The organism is Pedobacter arcticus A12, from assembly GCF_000302595.1.
Taxonomy (GTDB): domain Bacteria; phylum Bacteroidota; class Bacteroidia; order Sphingobacteriales; family Sphingobacteriaceae; genus Pseudopedobacter; species Pseudopedobacter arcticus.
The window spans coordinates 623097-640542 of sequence record NZ_JH947128.1 but is presented as its reverse complement, the minus strand read 5'-3'; the positions used below and the strand labels follow the sequence as shown (position 1 = coordinate 640542).

At 39.0% G+C, this 17446-nt stretch carries 10 protein-coding genes; 4 read left to right on the top strand and 6 right to left on the bottom strand.

The window, feature by feature from the left end:
- Nucleotides 1–1248 precede the first annotated feature (1248 nt).
- The 4 genes from B176_RS0118670 to B176_RS21145 all read left to right on the top strand — a co-directional run bounded on the left by B176_RS0118670 (nucleotide 1249) and on the right by B176_RS21145 (nucleotide 7092).
- Nucleotides 1249–2235: an MraY family glycosyltransferase gene (locus tag B176_RS0118670; RefSeq protein WP_017260367.1), complete on the top strand. Its 987-nt coding sequence runs from the start codon at nucleotides 1249–1251 to the stop codon at nucleotides 2233–2235.
- Between the two features lie 70 nt (nucleotides 2236–2305).
- Nucleotides 2306–4222: a polysaccharide biosynthesis protein gene (locus tag B176_RS0118665; protein WP_026063458.1), complete on the top strand. Its 1917-nt coding sequence runs from the start codon at nucleotides 2306–2308 to the stop codon at nucleotides 4220–4222.
- Nucleotides 4223–4228: 6 nt separating this feature from the next.
- Nucleotides 4229–5830, top strand: coding sequence for a hypothetical protein (locus B176_RS0118660; protein ID WP_017260365.1), 1602 nt, complete (start codon nucleotides 4229–4231; stop codon nucleotides 5828–5830).
- On the top strand, nucleotides 5830–7092 hold the full coding sequence (locus B176_RS21145) for a glycosyltransferase family protein (RefSeq protein WP_017260364.1): 1263 nt from the start codon (nucleotides 5830–5832) through the stop codon (nucleotides 7090–7092). The genes B176_RS0118660 and B176_RS21145 overlap by 1 nt, the downstream gene beginning before the upstream one ends.
- On the opposite strand, the gene dxs is transcribed toward B176_RS21145, so the two are convergent.
- The 6 genes from dxs to B176_RS0118625 all read right to left on the bottom strand — a co-directional run bounded on the left by dxs (nucleotide 7089) and on the right by B176_RS0118625 (nucleotide 17326).
- Nucleotides 7089–9020 carry a 1-deoxy-D-xylulose-5-phosphate synthase gene (dxs, locus tag B176_RS0118650; RefSeq protein ID WP_017260363.1) on the bottom strand — a complete coding sequence of 644 codons (1932 nt, stop codon included), beginning with the start codon at nucleotides 9018–9020 and terminating at the stop codon, nucleotides 7089–7091. The two genes, B176_RS21145 and dxs, sit on opposite strands and share 4 nt — an antisense overlap.
- 127 nt (nucleotides 9021–9147) lie before the next feature.
- Nucleotides 9148–9336 (bottom strand): PLDc N-terminal domain-containing protein, encoded by a 189-nt coding sequence (locus B176_RS20005; protein ID WP_017260362.1) that lies wholly within the window; start codon nucleotides 9334–9336, stop codon nucleotides 9148–9150.
- A gap of 209 nt (nucleotides 9337–9545) precedes the next feature.
- Nucleotides 9546–10109 (bottom strand): ribosome recycling factor, encoded by a 564-nt coding sequence (frr, locus tag B176_RS0118640; RefSeq protein WP_026063457.1) that lies wholly within the window; start codon nucleotides 10107–10109, stop codon nucleotides 9546–9548.
- Between the two features lie 68 nt (nucleotides 10110–10177).
- A complete protein-coding gene (gene pyrH / locus B176_RS0118635; protein WP_017260360.1) occupies nucleotides 10178–10882 on the bottom strand; it encodes a UMP kinase in 705 nt (234 codons plus the stop codon).
- A gap of 872 nt (nucleotides 10883–11754) precedes the next feature.
- Nucleotides 11755–12957: an efflux RND transporter periplasmic adaptor subunit gene (locus tag B176_RS0118630; RefSeq protein WP_017260359.1), complete on the bottom strand. Its 1203-nt coding sequence runs from the start codon at nucleotides 12955–12957 to the stop codon at nucleotides 11755–11757.
- A 4-nt stretch (nucleotides 12958–12961) separates the two neighbouring features.
- Nucleotides 12962–17326: a CusA/CzcA family heavy metal efflux RND transporter gene (locus B176_RS0118625; RefSeq protein ID WP_017260358.1), complete on the bottom strand. Its 4365-nt coding sequence runs from the start codon at nucleotides 17324–17326 to the stop codon at nucleotides 12962–12964.
- Nucleotides 17327–17446: the final 120 nt, after the last annotated feature.

Genomic DNA, 17446 nt, shown 5'->3' with positions numbered 1-17446 from the left:
CCAGCTATGGGGACCAAGGCGGAGTTTATCGGTGGACTTTAGTTGAGGAGCCATGTAGAGCCGGCCTCTGAATGTTTGGATTGGAGCCCGATAAATCTTTTTGCAACAACTTTGTTAGACCACCGGCATCAGCCATCCGCAGAAGTGGAGCAGAAACTTTGTTTAAGCACTGTCGTTCCCACGACTTGGATTGTGGTTAAAGATTTATTGAGGTGAAATGTACAAAGATTCGGAAGCCTTGATTTTTTGACAACTTTTTTATCAAGAAAAAAGTGGGTAGGCTTTGTCCCGCCAATGAGGGACGGAAAGGTGGTGAAATGGGCTTTTCTTTTTGAACTGATTTTTTCTTAGTATTAAAACTTTATGTCCAAGCAGATCCTGTTACAGATGATCCTGTTTTTAAACTATCATCCTGAATAGGTTAGTAGATTATGGCTAGTGCCTGATACTTAGAGATCGCCACAGCTCCACGCTCTTATCCAGCGCTTCAGCTTCGCGATGACGGTTAAGAGGAAGCAAAATCAAGGACAGGTTTACCGTCCCGATAGCTATCCAAGGCGGAATTTATCGGTTAGGAAAGGGGTTGATTTACCGTTATGGACTTTAGTTGAGGAACCACGTAGAGCCGGCCTCTGAATGTTTGGATTGGAACCCGATAAATCTTTTTGCAACAACTTTGTTATACCACCGGCATCAGCAATCCGCAGAAGTGGAGCAGAAACTTTGTTTAAGCACTGTCGTTCCCACGACTTGGATTGTGGTTAAAGATTTATTGAGGTGAAATGGACAAAGATTCGGAAGCCTTGATTTTTTGACAACTTTTTTATCAAGAAAAAAGTGGGTAGGCTTTGTCCCGCCAATGAGGGACGGAAAGGTGGTGAAATGGGCTTTTCTTTTTGAACTGATTTTTTCTTAGTATTAAAACTTTATGTCCAAGCAGAGCCTGTTACAGATGATCCTGTTTTTAAACTATCATCCTGAATAGGTTAGTAGATTTTGGCTAGTGCCTGATACTTAGAGGTCGCCACAGCTCCACGCTCTTATCCGGTGCTTCAGCTTCGCGATGACGGTTAAGTAGGGGAAAAGCCAAAGGCAGGCAGTTCCGTCTCTTGAGTACATCGAAGGGCATGTCATCCTAAGCGGATTCGAAGGAGACCGTTGGGTTTTATGCTTATATTCAGTAGAAAAAAGTAGATACGCAGTTACCGAGGCAAGAAAATTTCTTAAAAATTTCCATCTTTGCCCAGTATGCAAATTTTCATCATCGCCCTCTTTTTGCTTTTCATTCTTGAACTGCTGTATTTCAAAATAGCAGATCGGTTTAATATTATCGATAAACCAAACCAGAGAAGCTCACATAACCAGGTTACCTTACGTGGTGGCGGGGTTGTTTTTCCAATTGCGTTTATTGTTGGAATTCTATTTTTTCAGCCCGATCAATACTATTTAGCTTTTGGTGTTTTTGCGATAGCTTTTATTAGCTTTTTAGACGATATCGTTACGCTCAATAATAAGCTACGGATTGGAGTGCACCTCCTTTCAGTTTTACTATTGTTGGCGCAAATTTTCATCAATCAGGGTATTTTTTCCGCGGCGATATATAATCCTTATTCTTTGCTCTTGATTCTTGTCTCTCTAATCTTCTTCATCGGAATCATCAATGCCTACAATTTTATGGATGGTATTAATGGCATAACAGTTCTATATTCCTTAATAACCGTGGTGAGTTGCCTATTTATCCAACAATACCTGTTAATTGAGGTTTTAGATGAAAGTGTATGCTACTTATTGGTGGCGTCGTTAGTGGTTTTTGGATTTTTTAATTTAAGGAAAAAAGCAAAGGCTTTTGCAGGCGATGTGGGCAGTATTGCGATGGCGTTGATCATCTGTTTTTTGATAGCTAGTTTAATAATCATCACAAATGATATCAAATGGATTTTATTGTTAGGAATTTATGGACTGGATAGCGTGGCTACAATTTGCTGTCGGATCATCCGAAAAGAGAATATCTTTGATGCACACCGATCACATTTTTACCAGTTTTTGGCAAATGAGAGAAAGTACGCTCATGTATTTGTCGCTGGTTTATATGCTTTTTTTCAATTGGTTATTAACCTCAGCTTGGTAGCTTTGCCAGCTCTTTTTGCATATCTTGTTTTTTTATTGTTTTGCATGCTATATATTATTACTCGTTTAAAACTGGAGGGTAAGGCTCGGTTGTTCGTAAATTATTAGCAATACTTATTTTATAACTCACTGTAAACAAAACTATATAGTATATTTGCAGGCAGCAAGAACTATAATTATGTTCAAAAGAATAAACATTGTACCAAGATGGCTTATATTCTGCATAGACCTGATAGTCTGCGGGTTTTCGCTGACATTGTCGTACCTATTGTCATATAATTTTGATGCTTCACTAATTGATATTAATGAGTTAAGCAGAAATACATTGATTTTTTTAGGAATCAATTGTATTGTTTTTTTTAATGTTAAAACCTATGCTGGTATAGTTCGGTATACCAGTGCGCAGGATTCCTTTCGTATCTTATTCAGTATATCAGTAAGCAATCTCTTTTTTATCCTCTGTAACCTATTTCTATTGTCTTTTAATAGAGAACCTATCATTTCTAATGTAGTGGTGGTGATTACAGGTTTATGTAGTTTTGTGCTGTTAATTACCTACCGTGTTTTGGTGAAATACTTTTTTATGTACATCAAAAATCTGAAACTGGATAAACGCAGGGTGATTATTTATGGGGTAGGAGAAACCGGGGTAGCTACCAAAAGAAATTTGGATAGTGACCCGAGTGTAAACATGAGTGTGGTAGCTTTTGTAGATAATGATCCGCGTAAGCGAGGGAAGGTAGTGGATGGGATAAAAATTTACCATACGGATGAACTGGAGAATTTGATCAAACTAGAGAAAATTGAAGATCTGATTCTGACACCTCAATATATTTCTACGCAAAGGAAAAACAGCATTGTTGACCTCTGCTTAGATAATAACGTAAAAGTTTTGAACGTACCGCCTTTAAAAACATGGGTTAATGGTTCTTTTAAGATTAATCAGATCAAGAATGTCAAAATTGAAGATCTGCTAGAGCGTGAAGCGATTGAGTTGGAAGACCATATTTTGATTTCTGAAATTAAGGGAAAAAGGGTTTTAGTTACTGGCGCTGCTGGGTCAATTGGCAGTGAGATTGTACGTCAGCTTACCAAGTTTGATCCGCAGTTGATTATTTTGAATGATATTGCCGAGTCGGCTTTGCATGAAATTCAGTTGGAGTTACAGGACAATAACCTGTTCGATAACTTTATTGCTTTTATTGGGGATGTGAAGAACAGGGCAAGGATGGACTACCTGTTTGAAACCTTTAAGCCTCACTACGTTTACCATGCCGCTGCGTATAAACATGTACCCATGATGGAAAATAATCCGTCGGAAGCGATTTGTACCAATGTAGGCGGCACAAGAAACATTGCAGATTTATCAGTTAAACATAACGTAGAAAAATTCGTCATGGTTTCAACGGATAAAGCCGTTAGGCCAACTAACGTAATGGGCGCCTCCAAACGAATTTCTGAAATGTATGTGCAGTCTTATTCAAATCATATAGAAAAGCATAACTTAACAGCGCAGAACGGATCGTTTCTAAAAACAAAGTTCATAACCACCAGGTTTGGAAACGTTTTAGGCTCAAATGGTTCTGTAATTCCTCGATTTAAAGCGCAGATACAAAAAGGCGGACCTATAACCGTTACGCATCCGGACATTACACGTTACTTTATGACCATTCCAGAAGCCTGTAGATTGGTGCTTGAAGCAGGAACTTTAGGCAACGGCGGAGAAATTTTTATTTTTGATATGGGTAAGTCTGTTAAAATTGTGGAATTAGCCAAAAAAATGATTCGCTTGTCGGGCTTAATCCCCAATCAAGACATTAAGATAGAATTCACAGGCCTGCGCCCCGGAGAGAAATTGTACGAGGAATTGTTAAACGATTTAGAAAATACCTTACCTACACATCATCATAAAATAATGGTTGCTAAAGTGATGGTCTATAATTTTGACGAAGTGCATACCCAAGTAGATGAATTGCTACAAGTGGCATGTCAATACAGAGATACAGAAGTGGTGAAACAAATGAAGCAATTGGTGCCAGACTTTATAAGCAACAATTCTGTTTACCAGGAATTGGATCAAAAAATTGCGATTTAAAGTTTTATGAAAAAATACGGTTTATTACTGCTTTTAATAGCAGCGTTTTCTTTTGCCAAAGCACAAACGCCTAATCAAAACTTACCTTATTCTTTTGATTTTTATCAAAAATTTAATCCGGAAGTATATGATCATGCGACCAGTTTCCATAGTGCAATCAAACCTTATTTTGGAGATGATGCAGTTTTAAAAACTGCGGTTGATTCATTTCATAATCTGGGTTTTGATACGTTAAGAAGATCTTGGGTTCGCCGTAAGGTTTTACACGAACATTTGATTGATATTAAAAAAGAGGAATATACTTTTTACGCCGACTACCTGCCAGATTTAATGTTAGGGCATGATTCGCAAGCAGGTAGTACCTGGCTAAATACAAGAGGTTATCAAGTTGGTGTTACCGTTGGCGAAAAATTTTCTTTTTACACCAGCGGTTTTGAGAACCAAGCGGTATTTCCAAGATATGTGGAGAGCTTTGTTGACCAAAACCGGGTAGTACCCGGACAAGTCGGTGGTAAGTTTGGTACCAACGTGAAAGACTGGGCGTATACTACTGCAATTTTATCTTATACCGCCAACAAATACCTCAATTTTACCTTAGCATACGATAAGAACTTTATAGGCGACGGCTACCGTTCCATGTTGCTTTCTGATGTTGCTGCAAACTATTCTTTTTTTAGGTTGAGGGCCAATTTGGGTGCTGTGCAGTACCAAACGGTTTTTGCATACATGTTAGATCCAGGGGCGCCAAAGCTCACTACTGATCGGAGACTTGGGGATCGTGGTAAATGGGGAGCATTCCACTATTTAGATTGGAACGTGAATAAGAAATTTTCTGTAGGTTTTTTCCAGGCGGTTACTTGGGCAGATGCCGAACCAGAAGGGAAACGTGGGTTTGATTTTAACTATATACACCCGTTTGTTTTTCTACGTCCCATTGAAGGGGCAAACTCAACCTCTCCTGATAAAATGCGTTTGGGTATAAACACCAAGTATGAGGTACTAAAAAATACGAGCTTGTACGGGCAATTTATGATTGATGAATTTACCGCTAAAGAGTTTTTTGCAGGTAAGGGTTATTGGGCAAATAAATGGGCCTTGCAACTAGGTTTTAGGGGGAGCAACCTGTTTGGCATCAAAAGACTTAATTATTTGGGAGAGTTTAATACCGCTCGACCTTATACTTATGCACACTTTGATCGTGTTTCCAATTATGCACAATATAACCAACCATTGGCGCATCCCTTTGGGGCAAATTTTAGAGAGTTTTTAGGCTTACTCAACTATAGTGTTAAGCGGTTTGATTTTAGCGGACAACTGCTTTACGCTTATTATGGTTTAGACCCGGCTGGCAAAAATTTCGGCAAAAACATTTTCCTTTCTTATGAGACTAGATCCTTGAGTTACGACAGTAAGGTAGGTAATGGTATCGGTACAGATTTATACTTTGCCAAGGGTAAAGTATCTTACCTTATCAATCCGAAATATAATTTGCGCTTGGAAGCAATGGCAATTAGCAGGAATGAGAATAACAGTTTAGGAAAAGACAAGACGAATTATTTTACTTTTGGGCTAAGAAGCTCGTTTAGGAGCTTATACGATGATTTTTAATGAATAGTGAGAACGAAATTATCTTTATTTTACCTTACTTAAATCTTAATACTACATCAAATGCTCGTTTTAAGAGTTTTATTTTCTCTTTTATTGAGCGTGGAGCATCCGTAAAGATTATAACTTTTAAACACCCTATTAAAAGAAATGTGGGACTTGCAAATCAATTCAGTCCTAAGCCTTTAGAAACAATCTTGGAAAGTCGCCAAGTAGTTGTAGTTCCAGAATTAAACTTACTACAACGCTTTTCGTTTTTCATTTTAAATACAGTTCAATCTGAGTTATGGAAAGTTTTTAATCGGGTTCATCAAGTAATTTATGGAGCTGATATTTTTAGTCCGGGCAAGCTTAATTTATCTGACCTTAATATTAGTAAAAACAAGAACCATGTCGTTATTGCATGTGGTGGTCCGTTTGGAATATATGATTATGCCAGCCAGCTAGCAAAGAAATTAAATGCAAAGTTAATTCTCGATTATAGAGACCCATGGACTTTTGGATACATTCCCTTAAGCTCAAGCAGAATGATCTATCGTATGGCGGTGTTTTTCAATAGACGAAGAGAACTTATGTTTTTGGAGCAAGCCTGCTCCATTACCACGGTGTCTATGTCGTTGAAAAGAAAATTTCCGGTTAGGTTTCAGGGGAAGATATCGGTGCTGGAGAACGGTAGTGATTTTGCAGAAGAACAGATAGAAAAAAGGCCAAGAGAAATTTTCACTATTGTTTATTTGGGTACACTCTACAATGAGCAATTAGAAGATGATGTTTTTTTTCGGGCTTTAAGCGAGTTTCAGAAAATCAATCATCTGAGTCCCGATTTTTTCAAGGTATGGTTTCTGGGGTCTTCAACAAATAAGGTTTTACCTAATTTAATCCATCATTTTAGTTTGCAAAACTACGTTGAGGTGACGGAAAGATTAGATGCGTTAGCAGTACAAGAACACCTAGAAAAAGCATCAGTTTTTCTGCATTTAAAATATGGTAACAGAACAGAAATAATATCATCTAAACAAGCAGATTATCTGATGTTTAGAAAGCCGATTTTATTACCCAACACAGATAATGGCGATATCGCCGAAAGTATAATTAACAATAAAGCTGGCTATGTTTGCGATGGAAAGGTTGAGTCTATCGTTAGTGTGCTTCAAAAAGAATACGACAATTTTTTACGAGGCGAGTCCAATATATTAGAAGATAGAGATCTTAGTTATTTATCTCGTACTAAAATAGCGGAAAAACTACTGGAAATAATCGTTTAACCAACCATTCCCTTCGTTACCCTCGCTACTGCCATTTTTTTGATTTCTTTAATGATGGCTTTGCTATCGTAACCGCATTCGGCCCAAAGTTCCTGCTGTTCGCCGTGTTCAACAATCACATCAGGAATGCCTAAACGATGGATTTCTCCTTTATAAAGTTGATCCGCAGCAAACTCTAATACAGCGCTTCCGAAACCACCTTGTATGCAACCGTCCTCTATGGTCAGAATTTTATCGAACTTAGAAAAAATATCCTTCAGTAATTTTTGGTCAAGGGGTTTTGCAAACCTCATATCGTAATGCGCTGGATGATAGCCTTCCGCATTAATCTCTAAACAAGCTTTAACAGCTTCATTCCCGATGTGACCAATTGTTAAAATCACAATATCTTCACCGTCGCTAATTTTTCTGCCTTTACCGACTTCAATTTCATTAAAAGGTCTTTTCCAATCTACCATTACGCCTTTTCCTCGTGGGTAACGGATAGAGAAAGGTCCTCCATGATCTTTTAGCTGAGCAGTGTACATCAGGTTACGCAATTCTTCCTCATTCATCGGAGCGGATACAATCATATTGGGAATGCACCTAAAGAATGCGATGTCATAAGCGCCGTGGTGGGTTGGCCCATCAGCTCCAGCTATTCCTGCCCTATCTAAACAGAAAACTACGGGTAACTTTTGAATAGCAGCATCATGCACCACTTGGTCAAAACCACGCTGCATAAAGCTCGAATAAATATTGCAGAAAGGAATTAAGCCTTGTGTAGCCAAGCCAGCAGAGAAAGTAACCGCATGTTGCTCTGCAATACCTACGTCGAAAGCCCTGTTTGGCATTGCTTTCATCATGATATTTAAGGAGCAGCCAGAAGGCATTGCCGGCGTAACCCCCATAATCTTATCATTCTGTTCTGCCAACTCCACAATGGTATGGCCAAAAACATCTTGATATTTAGGTGGCTGTGGTTTGTCAGAAAAGCTTTTTTTAATCTCACCCGTTATTTTATCGAATAAACCTGGTGCATGCCAAAGTGTTTGGTCTTTTTCGGCCAATGCATAACCTTTTCCCTTTACCGTAACACAATGAAGTAGCTTTGGACCAGGGATATGCTTAAGGTCTTCTAAAACCTTTACCAAATGATGGATGTCGTGACCATCAATCGGACCGAAATATCTGAATTTTAAGGCTTCGAAAAAGTTGCTTTTTTTAAGGATAGTTCCTTTAATGCTTTTCTCAATTTTTTTAACAATTTCGTGAGCATTGGGTCCCAGTTCCGAGATTTTCATCAGTACCGCAGAAACATCGTCTCTAAATCTGTTGTATGATTTGCTGGTGCTGATATCGGTCAAATATTCCTTAAGTGCGCCAACATTTGGATCTATCGACATGCAATTGTCGTTGAGGATAACCAGAAGATTCGTATTCTCAATTCCCGCATGGTTTAAAGCCTCAAAAGCCATTCCAGCAGTCATAGAGCCATCTCCAATTACAGCAACATGCTGACGGTCTGTCTCGCCTTTGTAATGTGAGGCAACAGCCATTCCTAATGCTGCAGAAATGGAAGTTGAAGAGTGCCCTACGCCAAAGGTGTCATATTCGCTTTCGCTTCTTTTTGGGAAACCACTAATGCCGTTGTGTATTCTATTGGTATGAAAAACACCTCTTCTGCCGGTTAATATTTTGTGACCATACGCTTGGTGACCAACATCCCAAACTAACTGATCATCTGGTGTGTTCAAAACATAATGAAGCGCAACCGTTAATTCCACCACCCCTAAACTGGCGCCAAAGTGACCTCCATTAACGGAAACCACATCAATTATATATTGCCTCAGCTCTTTACAAACCTCTTCTAACTGTTTTTCACTCAGTTTTCTTAAGTCCGAGGGGTAATTTATTGTTGATAAGAGCTCGCCCGCCTGTACTTCCATGCTTTATTTGGGGTGTTTGATACACAAAGTAATAAATTATATATTAAATAGTAAGACAAATTTGCTGAAATAATGTTTGCCTTGGCTGCGTATTTATAGAAAATTATTTAGCGCAGATCACTTAAATTTAAAGTTGCTTGCGTTTACCGAAGAAAAAATAGATAATTGCGCCCGCCAAAGGCAATAAGATCACTACAGCAATCCACATTAATTTTTGGCTATTCTCTAAAGTTTTGTTTTCGAAAATGTCTTTTACGGTTAGTAGGGCCACTAACAAAGGGAAAAAGAATAATCCCATTAAAACAAACTTGCTCATTATATCTTCTCTTAATATTGATTAAAAACCAAACTCGTTATTAAATTCTTGATTGATATTCCAACAAAATCCCGCGTTAACATTAATAAGTATTGGTGTTTCAAACGTTTTCGATTTTATTAACGATGATTAACTGATCCAGCTTTTTATTAAACGCGAAAGGGAATAAGTTGTAAGCCTATTCCCTATAGCAGCATTTTGTAAAGCTATTAGATGGTCATCACATCTTTTTCTTTCACTTCGGCAAGATGATCTACTTTTAAGATAAAACCATCTGTCAGCTTTTGTACTTCAGCTTCACCAAGTTTGATCTCATCTTCAGACGCACCATCATTCTTTAGCTTTTTAATGCCTTCGTTGGTGTTTTTTCTGATATTTCTAATCGCAATACGCCCAGATTCTGCTTCTTCTTTAACACGTTTCACTAAATCTCTTCTGCGTTCTTCTGTTAAAGGTGGAACATTTAAACGGATCACGATTCCATCATTTTGTGGATTTAAACCAATGTTCGCTTCCATAATTCCTTTTTCAATGGGGCTGATCATTGCTTTTTCCCAGGGCTGTACTACAATAGTACGGGCATCTGGTGTGTTTACGTTAGCAACTTGTGTTAGCGGAGTAGGTGCGCCATAATAATCAACCATAATTCCGTCTAACATGGCCGGACTAGCTTTTCCTGCTCTAATTTTTAGAAACTCGGCATCGGTGTGGGCAACTGCTTTTTCCATAGATACCGTAGCATCCTCAAGCTCCATTTTTATAAATTCATTCATGCTTCTTTAATTTATATAAGTTTAGCACTGGGCTTTCGGCTTTATGCCTTTTGCTTTACGCTTTTTTATTATTTAACCAAGGTGCCAATGGCTTCGCCTTGCATTAATTTCATCAAATTACCTTCTTTGTTCATGTCAAAAACAATAATCGGCAAGCTGTTCTCATCACATAAAGTGAAAGCTGTCATATCCATTACGTTTAATTCTCTGTCGTAAACTTCATCAAAACTTAAAGTATCGAATTTTGTAGCGTTAGGGTCTTTTTCTGGATCGGCGGTATAAATACCATCTACTCTAGTTCCTTTTAAAACTACATCCGCTTTAATTTCAATTGCTCTTAGCGCTGCGGCAGAATCTGTAGTGAAATATGGATTGCCAGTTCCAGCTCCAAAAATTACCACACGGCCTTTCTCTAAATGACGCATCGCTCTTCTACGAACGTAAGGTTCGCAAATCTGCTCCATTTTAATAGCGGATAACAATCGCGTGTAAACCCCTAAAGTTTCTAGCGCATTTTGCAAAGCCATAGAGTTGATCACGGTTGCTAACATTCCCATATAATCTGCTTGGGCTCTGTCCATGCCAGATTTCTCGGCACTTAAACCTCTAAAAATGTTTCCGCCTCCAACGACTACCGCCACTTCTACTCCCAATAGCTGAATTGCCTTAATCTGTTGTGCATATTGTAGCACTCTAGCATTGTCAATCCCGTAAGATTGTTCGCCCATTAAGGATTCGCCGCTTAATTTTAAAAGGATTCTCTTGTACTTCATGTTTTCAGCTAAAATTTTTTGGATTGGATGAAATGCTTAGGCTTCGTCTTGTGTTGTTTAAAGATATCAATGCTTATACATCTCAGTTTAGGGAATTTTGTCAAAAATATGAAAATTATTGTTGGTTGTTAAATCGAATGTGAATTTTAAAAATAAAGATCTTTTTTGAAAGGTATTGTACAGGAATATTACTAGCCTCAGTGGATAAGTTTATAGGAACATGATTCTTCGCAAACGCAGGGTCTTCTGCGAAAGACCTTGCGTGGACAAAATTTTAAAAATAAAGGTCTTTTTTGAAAGGTATTGTACAGGAATATTACTAGCCCCAGTGGATAAGTTTTATAGGGAAATGGCTCTGCGCAAACGCAGGGTCTTCTGCGAAAGACCTTGCGTGGACAAGACCTTGCGTGGACAAAATTTTAAAAATAAAGGTCTTTTTTGAAAAGGTATTGTACAGGAATATTACTAGCCTCAGTGGATAAGTTTATAGGAAAATGGTTCTTCGCAAACGGGTCTTCTGCGAAAGACCTTGCGTGGACAAAAAATTTCGATGAGTAGGAAAGAAGTTTCTGAGAAATTGGTTCTCTACAAACGCAGGGTCCTCGAAAAGAGAGACCCTGCGTGGACAAAAGGCCCCCTGCTTGGACTGGAAATTCTTCTAGCGTCATCTCGACGATAGGAGAGATCTGTACATTATTTGCAATCGCTTAGTTCGCCGAAGGAACAGACAGATTACTCCTCGTACCTCGTTCGGAAAGACGGTTAATGGATTGGTGTTCGTATAAAATATGCTGTGGTGCGTTGAATATACTGTACTACAGGGAAAACTCACCCGAAGCATCAAACTAAACACCTTTTAATATCGCTTTATACTAATGCGCATGCCCTCCACCTTCTTCTTCGGTGTTTTTCAACTGGCTCAATAAGTCATAAGCGCCTTTTAACACTACTTTTTTTTCTTTCCAGTCGGTTGCGCCTTCAACATCAATCTGTGTATAGCCAAGTTCGCTAACACCCGGTTTTATTTTTACCATTTCAAAATGATGTTCTTTTTGATTGGCTGCTTTCGCCTCCTCGGCTATAAAAATGTATTTATCTCCTTCAAAATCAACAATTGCATAATCGGGTAAAGCCGGTAACTTTTTGGCGCCGCTTTCTACCAATGCCGTAAGGTACATCCCCGGTAAAAGTTGCGCATCTTCTTGGTCTAAATGGCAATGTATGTTTACGGTCCGCTCGGCACTAATTTGTCGGCCAATAAGGTACACCGTTGCCATTCTCTCTTTTTGCTCATTAGCCAAAGTGAACCGTACTTTTTGACCAATTTTTATTTTCGGGATATCTTTTTCATAAACCGTTAGTTCTGCGTGGAGGTGTTCTGTATCAGCAATTTCGAATAATACGGTTGTTGGGTCTACCATTGCACCAATATTGGTGTTTACTTCAGTTACATAGCCATTAATAGGCGAAAAAATATTGATTGTATTTACCAAATTCCCTTTTTCCAGGTTAGTGATGTTGATATTCATCAGCCTTAGCTTACTTTTTAAAGCTTGGTGTTTAGCCAATAAAATTTGATAGTCACTTTGTGCTTTCTGTAGCGATTTTTTAGCATTGACCTCTTCTTTAGCTAATTTTTGCTGACGCTCATATTCCTCTTTCTGATAGGCAAGTTGGCTATTGATTTCCAAGTAGTTTTGTTGGATCTCGATATAATCTGGATGTTCTAAAACAGCCACTAAATCACCTTTTCTCACTTTTACACCGGGTAGCATTTTGGTACTTTTCAAAATTCCAGAAAAAGGAGTAGAAATGGAAACTTTACTCTGCGGAGGTAAATCTAATAGTCCGTTAACGGTTATTGCGCCACTTAAAGATTGCTCACTTACATAACCCAACTCAATTCCGGCGGTTTGGTATTGTTCTGGAGTTAAGGTAACCTCATTTTCGTTATGCTCTTCTTCGTTGCTGTGGCCAGCCTCGTTGTGTTCTTCCTTGTGTTCTTGATTGTTTGTGCAGGCCATCGCGATAAAAATCAGCAACAGGAAAGCAATGATTTGATGTGTCTTTTTCATAATCTTAATTTTTTGGAAAGCCTAACAAATAGTTGATCTGTAAAATACTTTGATTTGTTTTCTTGATTGCTAAAAGATGATTCTCTTTAATTTCTATTACGGTTTTTAAATTGGTAAGGTGTTCGTAATAGCCAATCTCGCCACTTTGGTAGGCAAGGTTACTGTTCCGCTCAATTACTTTGGCATTTTTCAGCGCCGATTCCTCGTAATATCTGATGTTCTTTTGCTGTTGTTTATACTCGGTGTAAGCTTGCTTTAACTCACTGTTGAGCTGGTTTTCATAAGCTTCTGTATTTTTGGACGCGATGCTTTTCTGGATTTCTGCAGCTTTTATTTTTGAACGATAAGCTCCATAGAACAAAGGGACAGATAAGCCGACGTTGATTCCCTGAAAACGCTTATCGCCATCAAAAAACACAGTTTGTCCGTTAACTTCCTGAGTACCGATAATTGATTGGTTAAAGTAGCCAATTTTTAAATCGGGTAGCATTTTTGCAGTTTCCACCGATTTCTCTTTGTGAGCGATCTCGCCTTCCTGTTTCAACTGGTTTAGGTATGGATTGTTCTGCGAATTTGGGTTTTCCGAAATAGTTGTTGAACCCGTTTTTATTTCTTTTTCAGAAATGCTGATTGTGCCGTCTAAACCTAATAGTGCCTTGAGGGTTAGCAATTCCTTATCTAGCTCACTCTGGTTTTCGGAAGCTCTGTTCTGAACCTGTAGGCGTTGCGTGTTGGCAGTGGTACTTTCTAAAAGTGTACTTTCCCCGGTTTTGTAGCGTAAATCTGCTGATTTATTGAAACCTAAAAAGATACTGTCCGTTTGGTTGATCAAAGCTTGCTGTGCGTATAAGTAAACAAGATTTTGATAGGTTAAACTCACCTGGTATTCCAACTCATTTTCAGCTACCGCCGTTTGTAGTTTGGCGTTTTCTAATCTGGCGGAAGCCAAATTTTTATTTTTACTAAAAAGAGTAGGGAAGGGAAGGGTTTGTGAAACCGTAAAATGATTGTCGTTTTTAACCAAACTATTGTTTTGGCCATACTGCAAGCCGAATTCTGTTTTTGGGATGTCCGTTGTTCCCTTTGTTTTTGCCTGTTGCAGTGCTACCTGTAAATTTGCAGACTGTAAATTTGGATTGTTTTTCTTAGCAATTTCAACCGCTTGTTTTAAAGTGAGCGACTGGGTTTGTGCCTTTGCAGAAAAACCGAACATCACCAGAATAATAGTTACCGGAGCTATAATTTTGGATGTTTTTTTAAGGCTATATTTTTCGATAACAATATATAGAATTGGTAAAACCAGCAGTGTTAACAATGTTGCGGTTAATAGCCCACCGATTACTACTGTTGCCAGGGGTTTTTGCACTTCTGCACCGCTACTCGTTGAAAGTGCCATGGGTAAAAACCCCAAAGAAGCTACCAAAGCTGTCAGCATTACCGGTCTTAACCGGATTGCGGTTCCAGTTTTTACAATATCGACCAAATTGGTAAGTCCGTCTTTTTTTAATCGATTAAATTCGGCAATAAGCACAATTCCGTTTAGAACTGCTACCCCAAAAAGGGCGATAAATCCTACACCAGCAGAGATGCTGAAAGGCATTCCGCGTAAGCTTAAGGCAAAAATCCCACCGATTGCGGATAAAGGAATTGCCGTAAAAATTAATAAGGCGTGTTTCACAGATTTGAAAGTAAGGTAAAGTAAAAAGAAGATGAGTAGCAATGCCACCGGAACCGCCACCGCTAATCGGGCATTTGCAGCTTCGAGGTTTTCAAAAGCGCCACCGTAGGTTGGATAATAACCGGGCTCAAATTTGATCTGTGCCGCGATGGCTTTTTGAGTTTCTTCAACAATGCTCTTTACATCCCGTCCGCGGGTATTAAACCCCACTAAAATCCGACGTTTGGCATCGTCTCTTTGGATTTGGTTTGGACCCATTTTGTAATCAATGGCTGCCAATTGATTTAGCGGAATTTGGTTCCCGTTGGGGGCGGTAACATAAATGTTTTTAATATCATCCAGCGATTGTCTTTTGTCTTTTTCTACACGCACCACCAAATCAAAGCGTTTTTCGCCGTCAAACACCAAACCTGCAGATTGACCTGCAAAAGCAGTGTTGATTACCGTATTTACGTCTTCCACGTTAAGGCCGAAGGAAGCGATTTTTGCTCGGTCAAACTTGATAACCACCTGTGGCAATCCCGAAACCTGTTCCACATAAACATCTTCAGCACCGTTGATCTTACTCACAATTTTCCCTATCTTTTTAGCATATGCACCCAGTTTATCTAAATCTTCGCCATAAACTTTTACCACTACATCTTGCCTTGCTCCAGACATAAGTTCATTAAAACGCATTTGGATAGGTTGTTGGAAGCCGTAATTTACACCCGGGACGTATTGTTGCAGTTTGGCTTGCATTTTATCCGCAAGTTCATCTCGGGTTTTTGCACTTGTCCATTCTTTTTTAGGTTTTAAAATAATCATCAAGTCGCAGGCTTCCACAGGCATCGGGTCTGTTGGTATTTCGCTCGAGCCTATTTTTCCAACTACTTCAATTACTTCCGGAAAATTATCTTGTAACACTTTGGCAGATCGAGTAGCGGCTTCAATAGTTTGCGATAAACTACTTCCGGTGAGCACCCGTGTTTCTACAGCGAAATCTCCCTCATCTAAAGTTGGAATAAATTCTGAACCTAAACTATGGAATATAAGAAGTGCGATGATCAATAATCCAAAAGCAATACCTAAAACCAACATTTTGGCTCTGAGTGCAAAGTTGAGCATCGGTGTGTAAACACGCTGAAAAAAGGCAATTATTTTATCAGATATATTCTTTTTGGTGCTGACCTGCTTGTTTAAAAACAACGCACTTACCATGGGTACGTAAGTTAAGGAAAGGATAAAAGCTCCCAAAATGGCAAAACTTACGGTTTGTGCCATGGGCCTAAACATTTTCCCTTCAATCCCAATTAGGGCTAAAATCGGTAGGTATACAATCAGGATGATAATTTCGCCAAATGCGGCGCTGGTTCTAATTTTTGAAGACGATTGATAAACCTCCTCATCCATTTCCAACTGTGTTAATGCCGTTTTCGATTTCCTGAGGTTTAAATGATGTAGGGTGGCTTCTACAATAATTACGGCACCATCTACAATGAGTCCAAAATCAATAGCACCTAAGCTCATGAGGTTTCCGCTTACGCCGAAAAGGTTCATCATGGCAATTGCAAAGAGCATAGCCAAAGGAATTACGGATGCTACGATTAAGCCCGCTCTAAAATTTCCAAGCAATAGAACGAGTACAAAAATTACAATTAAAGCGCCTTCTAATAAGTTTTTTGTAACGGTGCTGATTGCGTTGTTAACCAATTTGCTTCTGTCTAAAAATGGCTCTACCACTACGCCTTCTGGTAAGGATTTGGAAATCTGCTCCATTCTTAGCTTGACATCGCTAATTACTTTTGCCGCATTTTCACCTTTCAGCATCAAAACTAAACCTCCCACCACTTCGCCATCGGTATTACGGGTCATAGCGCCATATCTGGTTGCTGCGCCAATTTTTACGGTTGCAACATTTTTGATTAAAACGGGTGTACTGTTTTTGTTTGTTTTTACAACGATGTTTTCGATGTCGGCAATGCTTTCAATTAAGCCCTCACTTTTAATGAAGTAAGCATTTGGTTTTTTGTCGATATAAGAACCACCGGTGTTCTGGTTGTTTTTTTTGAGGGCGGTATAAACATCTGCAATACTGATGTTCATGCTCCTTATTTTTTCTGGATTTATAGCAACTTCATATTGTTTTAGATAGCCCCCAAAACTGCTGACATCTGCTACTCCGGGTAAACCCAGCAATTGCCTGCGGATAATCCAGTCCTGGATGGTTCGTAGCTCCGTTGCATCGTATTTTTTTTCGTAACCTTTAGTGGTGTGTACAACATATTGGTAAATTTCTCCTAAACCGGTGGTTAAAGGAGCTAGCTCTGGCGCTCCCATTCCTTCAGGGATTGCCTTGCTGGCATCCGTTAAGCGGCTGCTTACTTGTTGCCTTGCCCAATAAATATCTACATCTTCTTTAAATACAACCGTGACTACCGATAGCCCAAAACGGCTAAAAGAACGGACTTCCTCCACGTCTGGGATGGTTGCCATGGTTTGCTCAACCGGGAAAGTGATAAAGCGTTCAATATCTTCGGCGCCGTTACTAGGCGAGGAGGTTAATACCTGAACCTGATTATTGGTGATATCAGGAACCGCATCAATGGGTAATTGTTTAATCGCATAAGAACCCCATGCAATAAGCGCAAGGGTAAAAATGCTGATAATCAATTTGTTTTTTATAGAAAATTTAATAATGTTATTCAACATTGTTTTTTCGTTTTGTTTTCAAATAGGTTAATTGCATTTCTTTTAGAAAGGCTATTTCCGAAGGTTTAGAAAGCAAAGCACAGAGAAATTATAGCAAGGCTATAAAATTGTTAGCTTTTG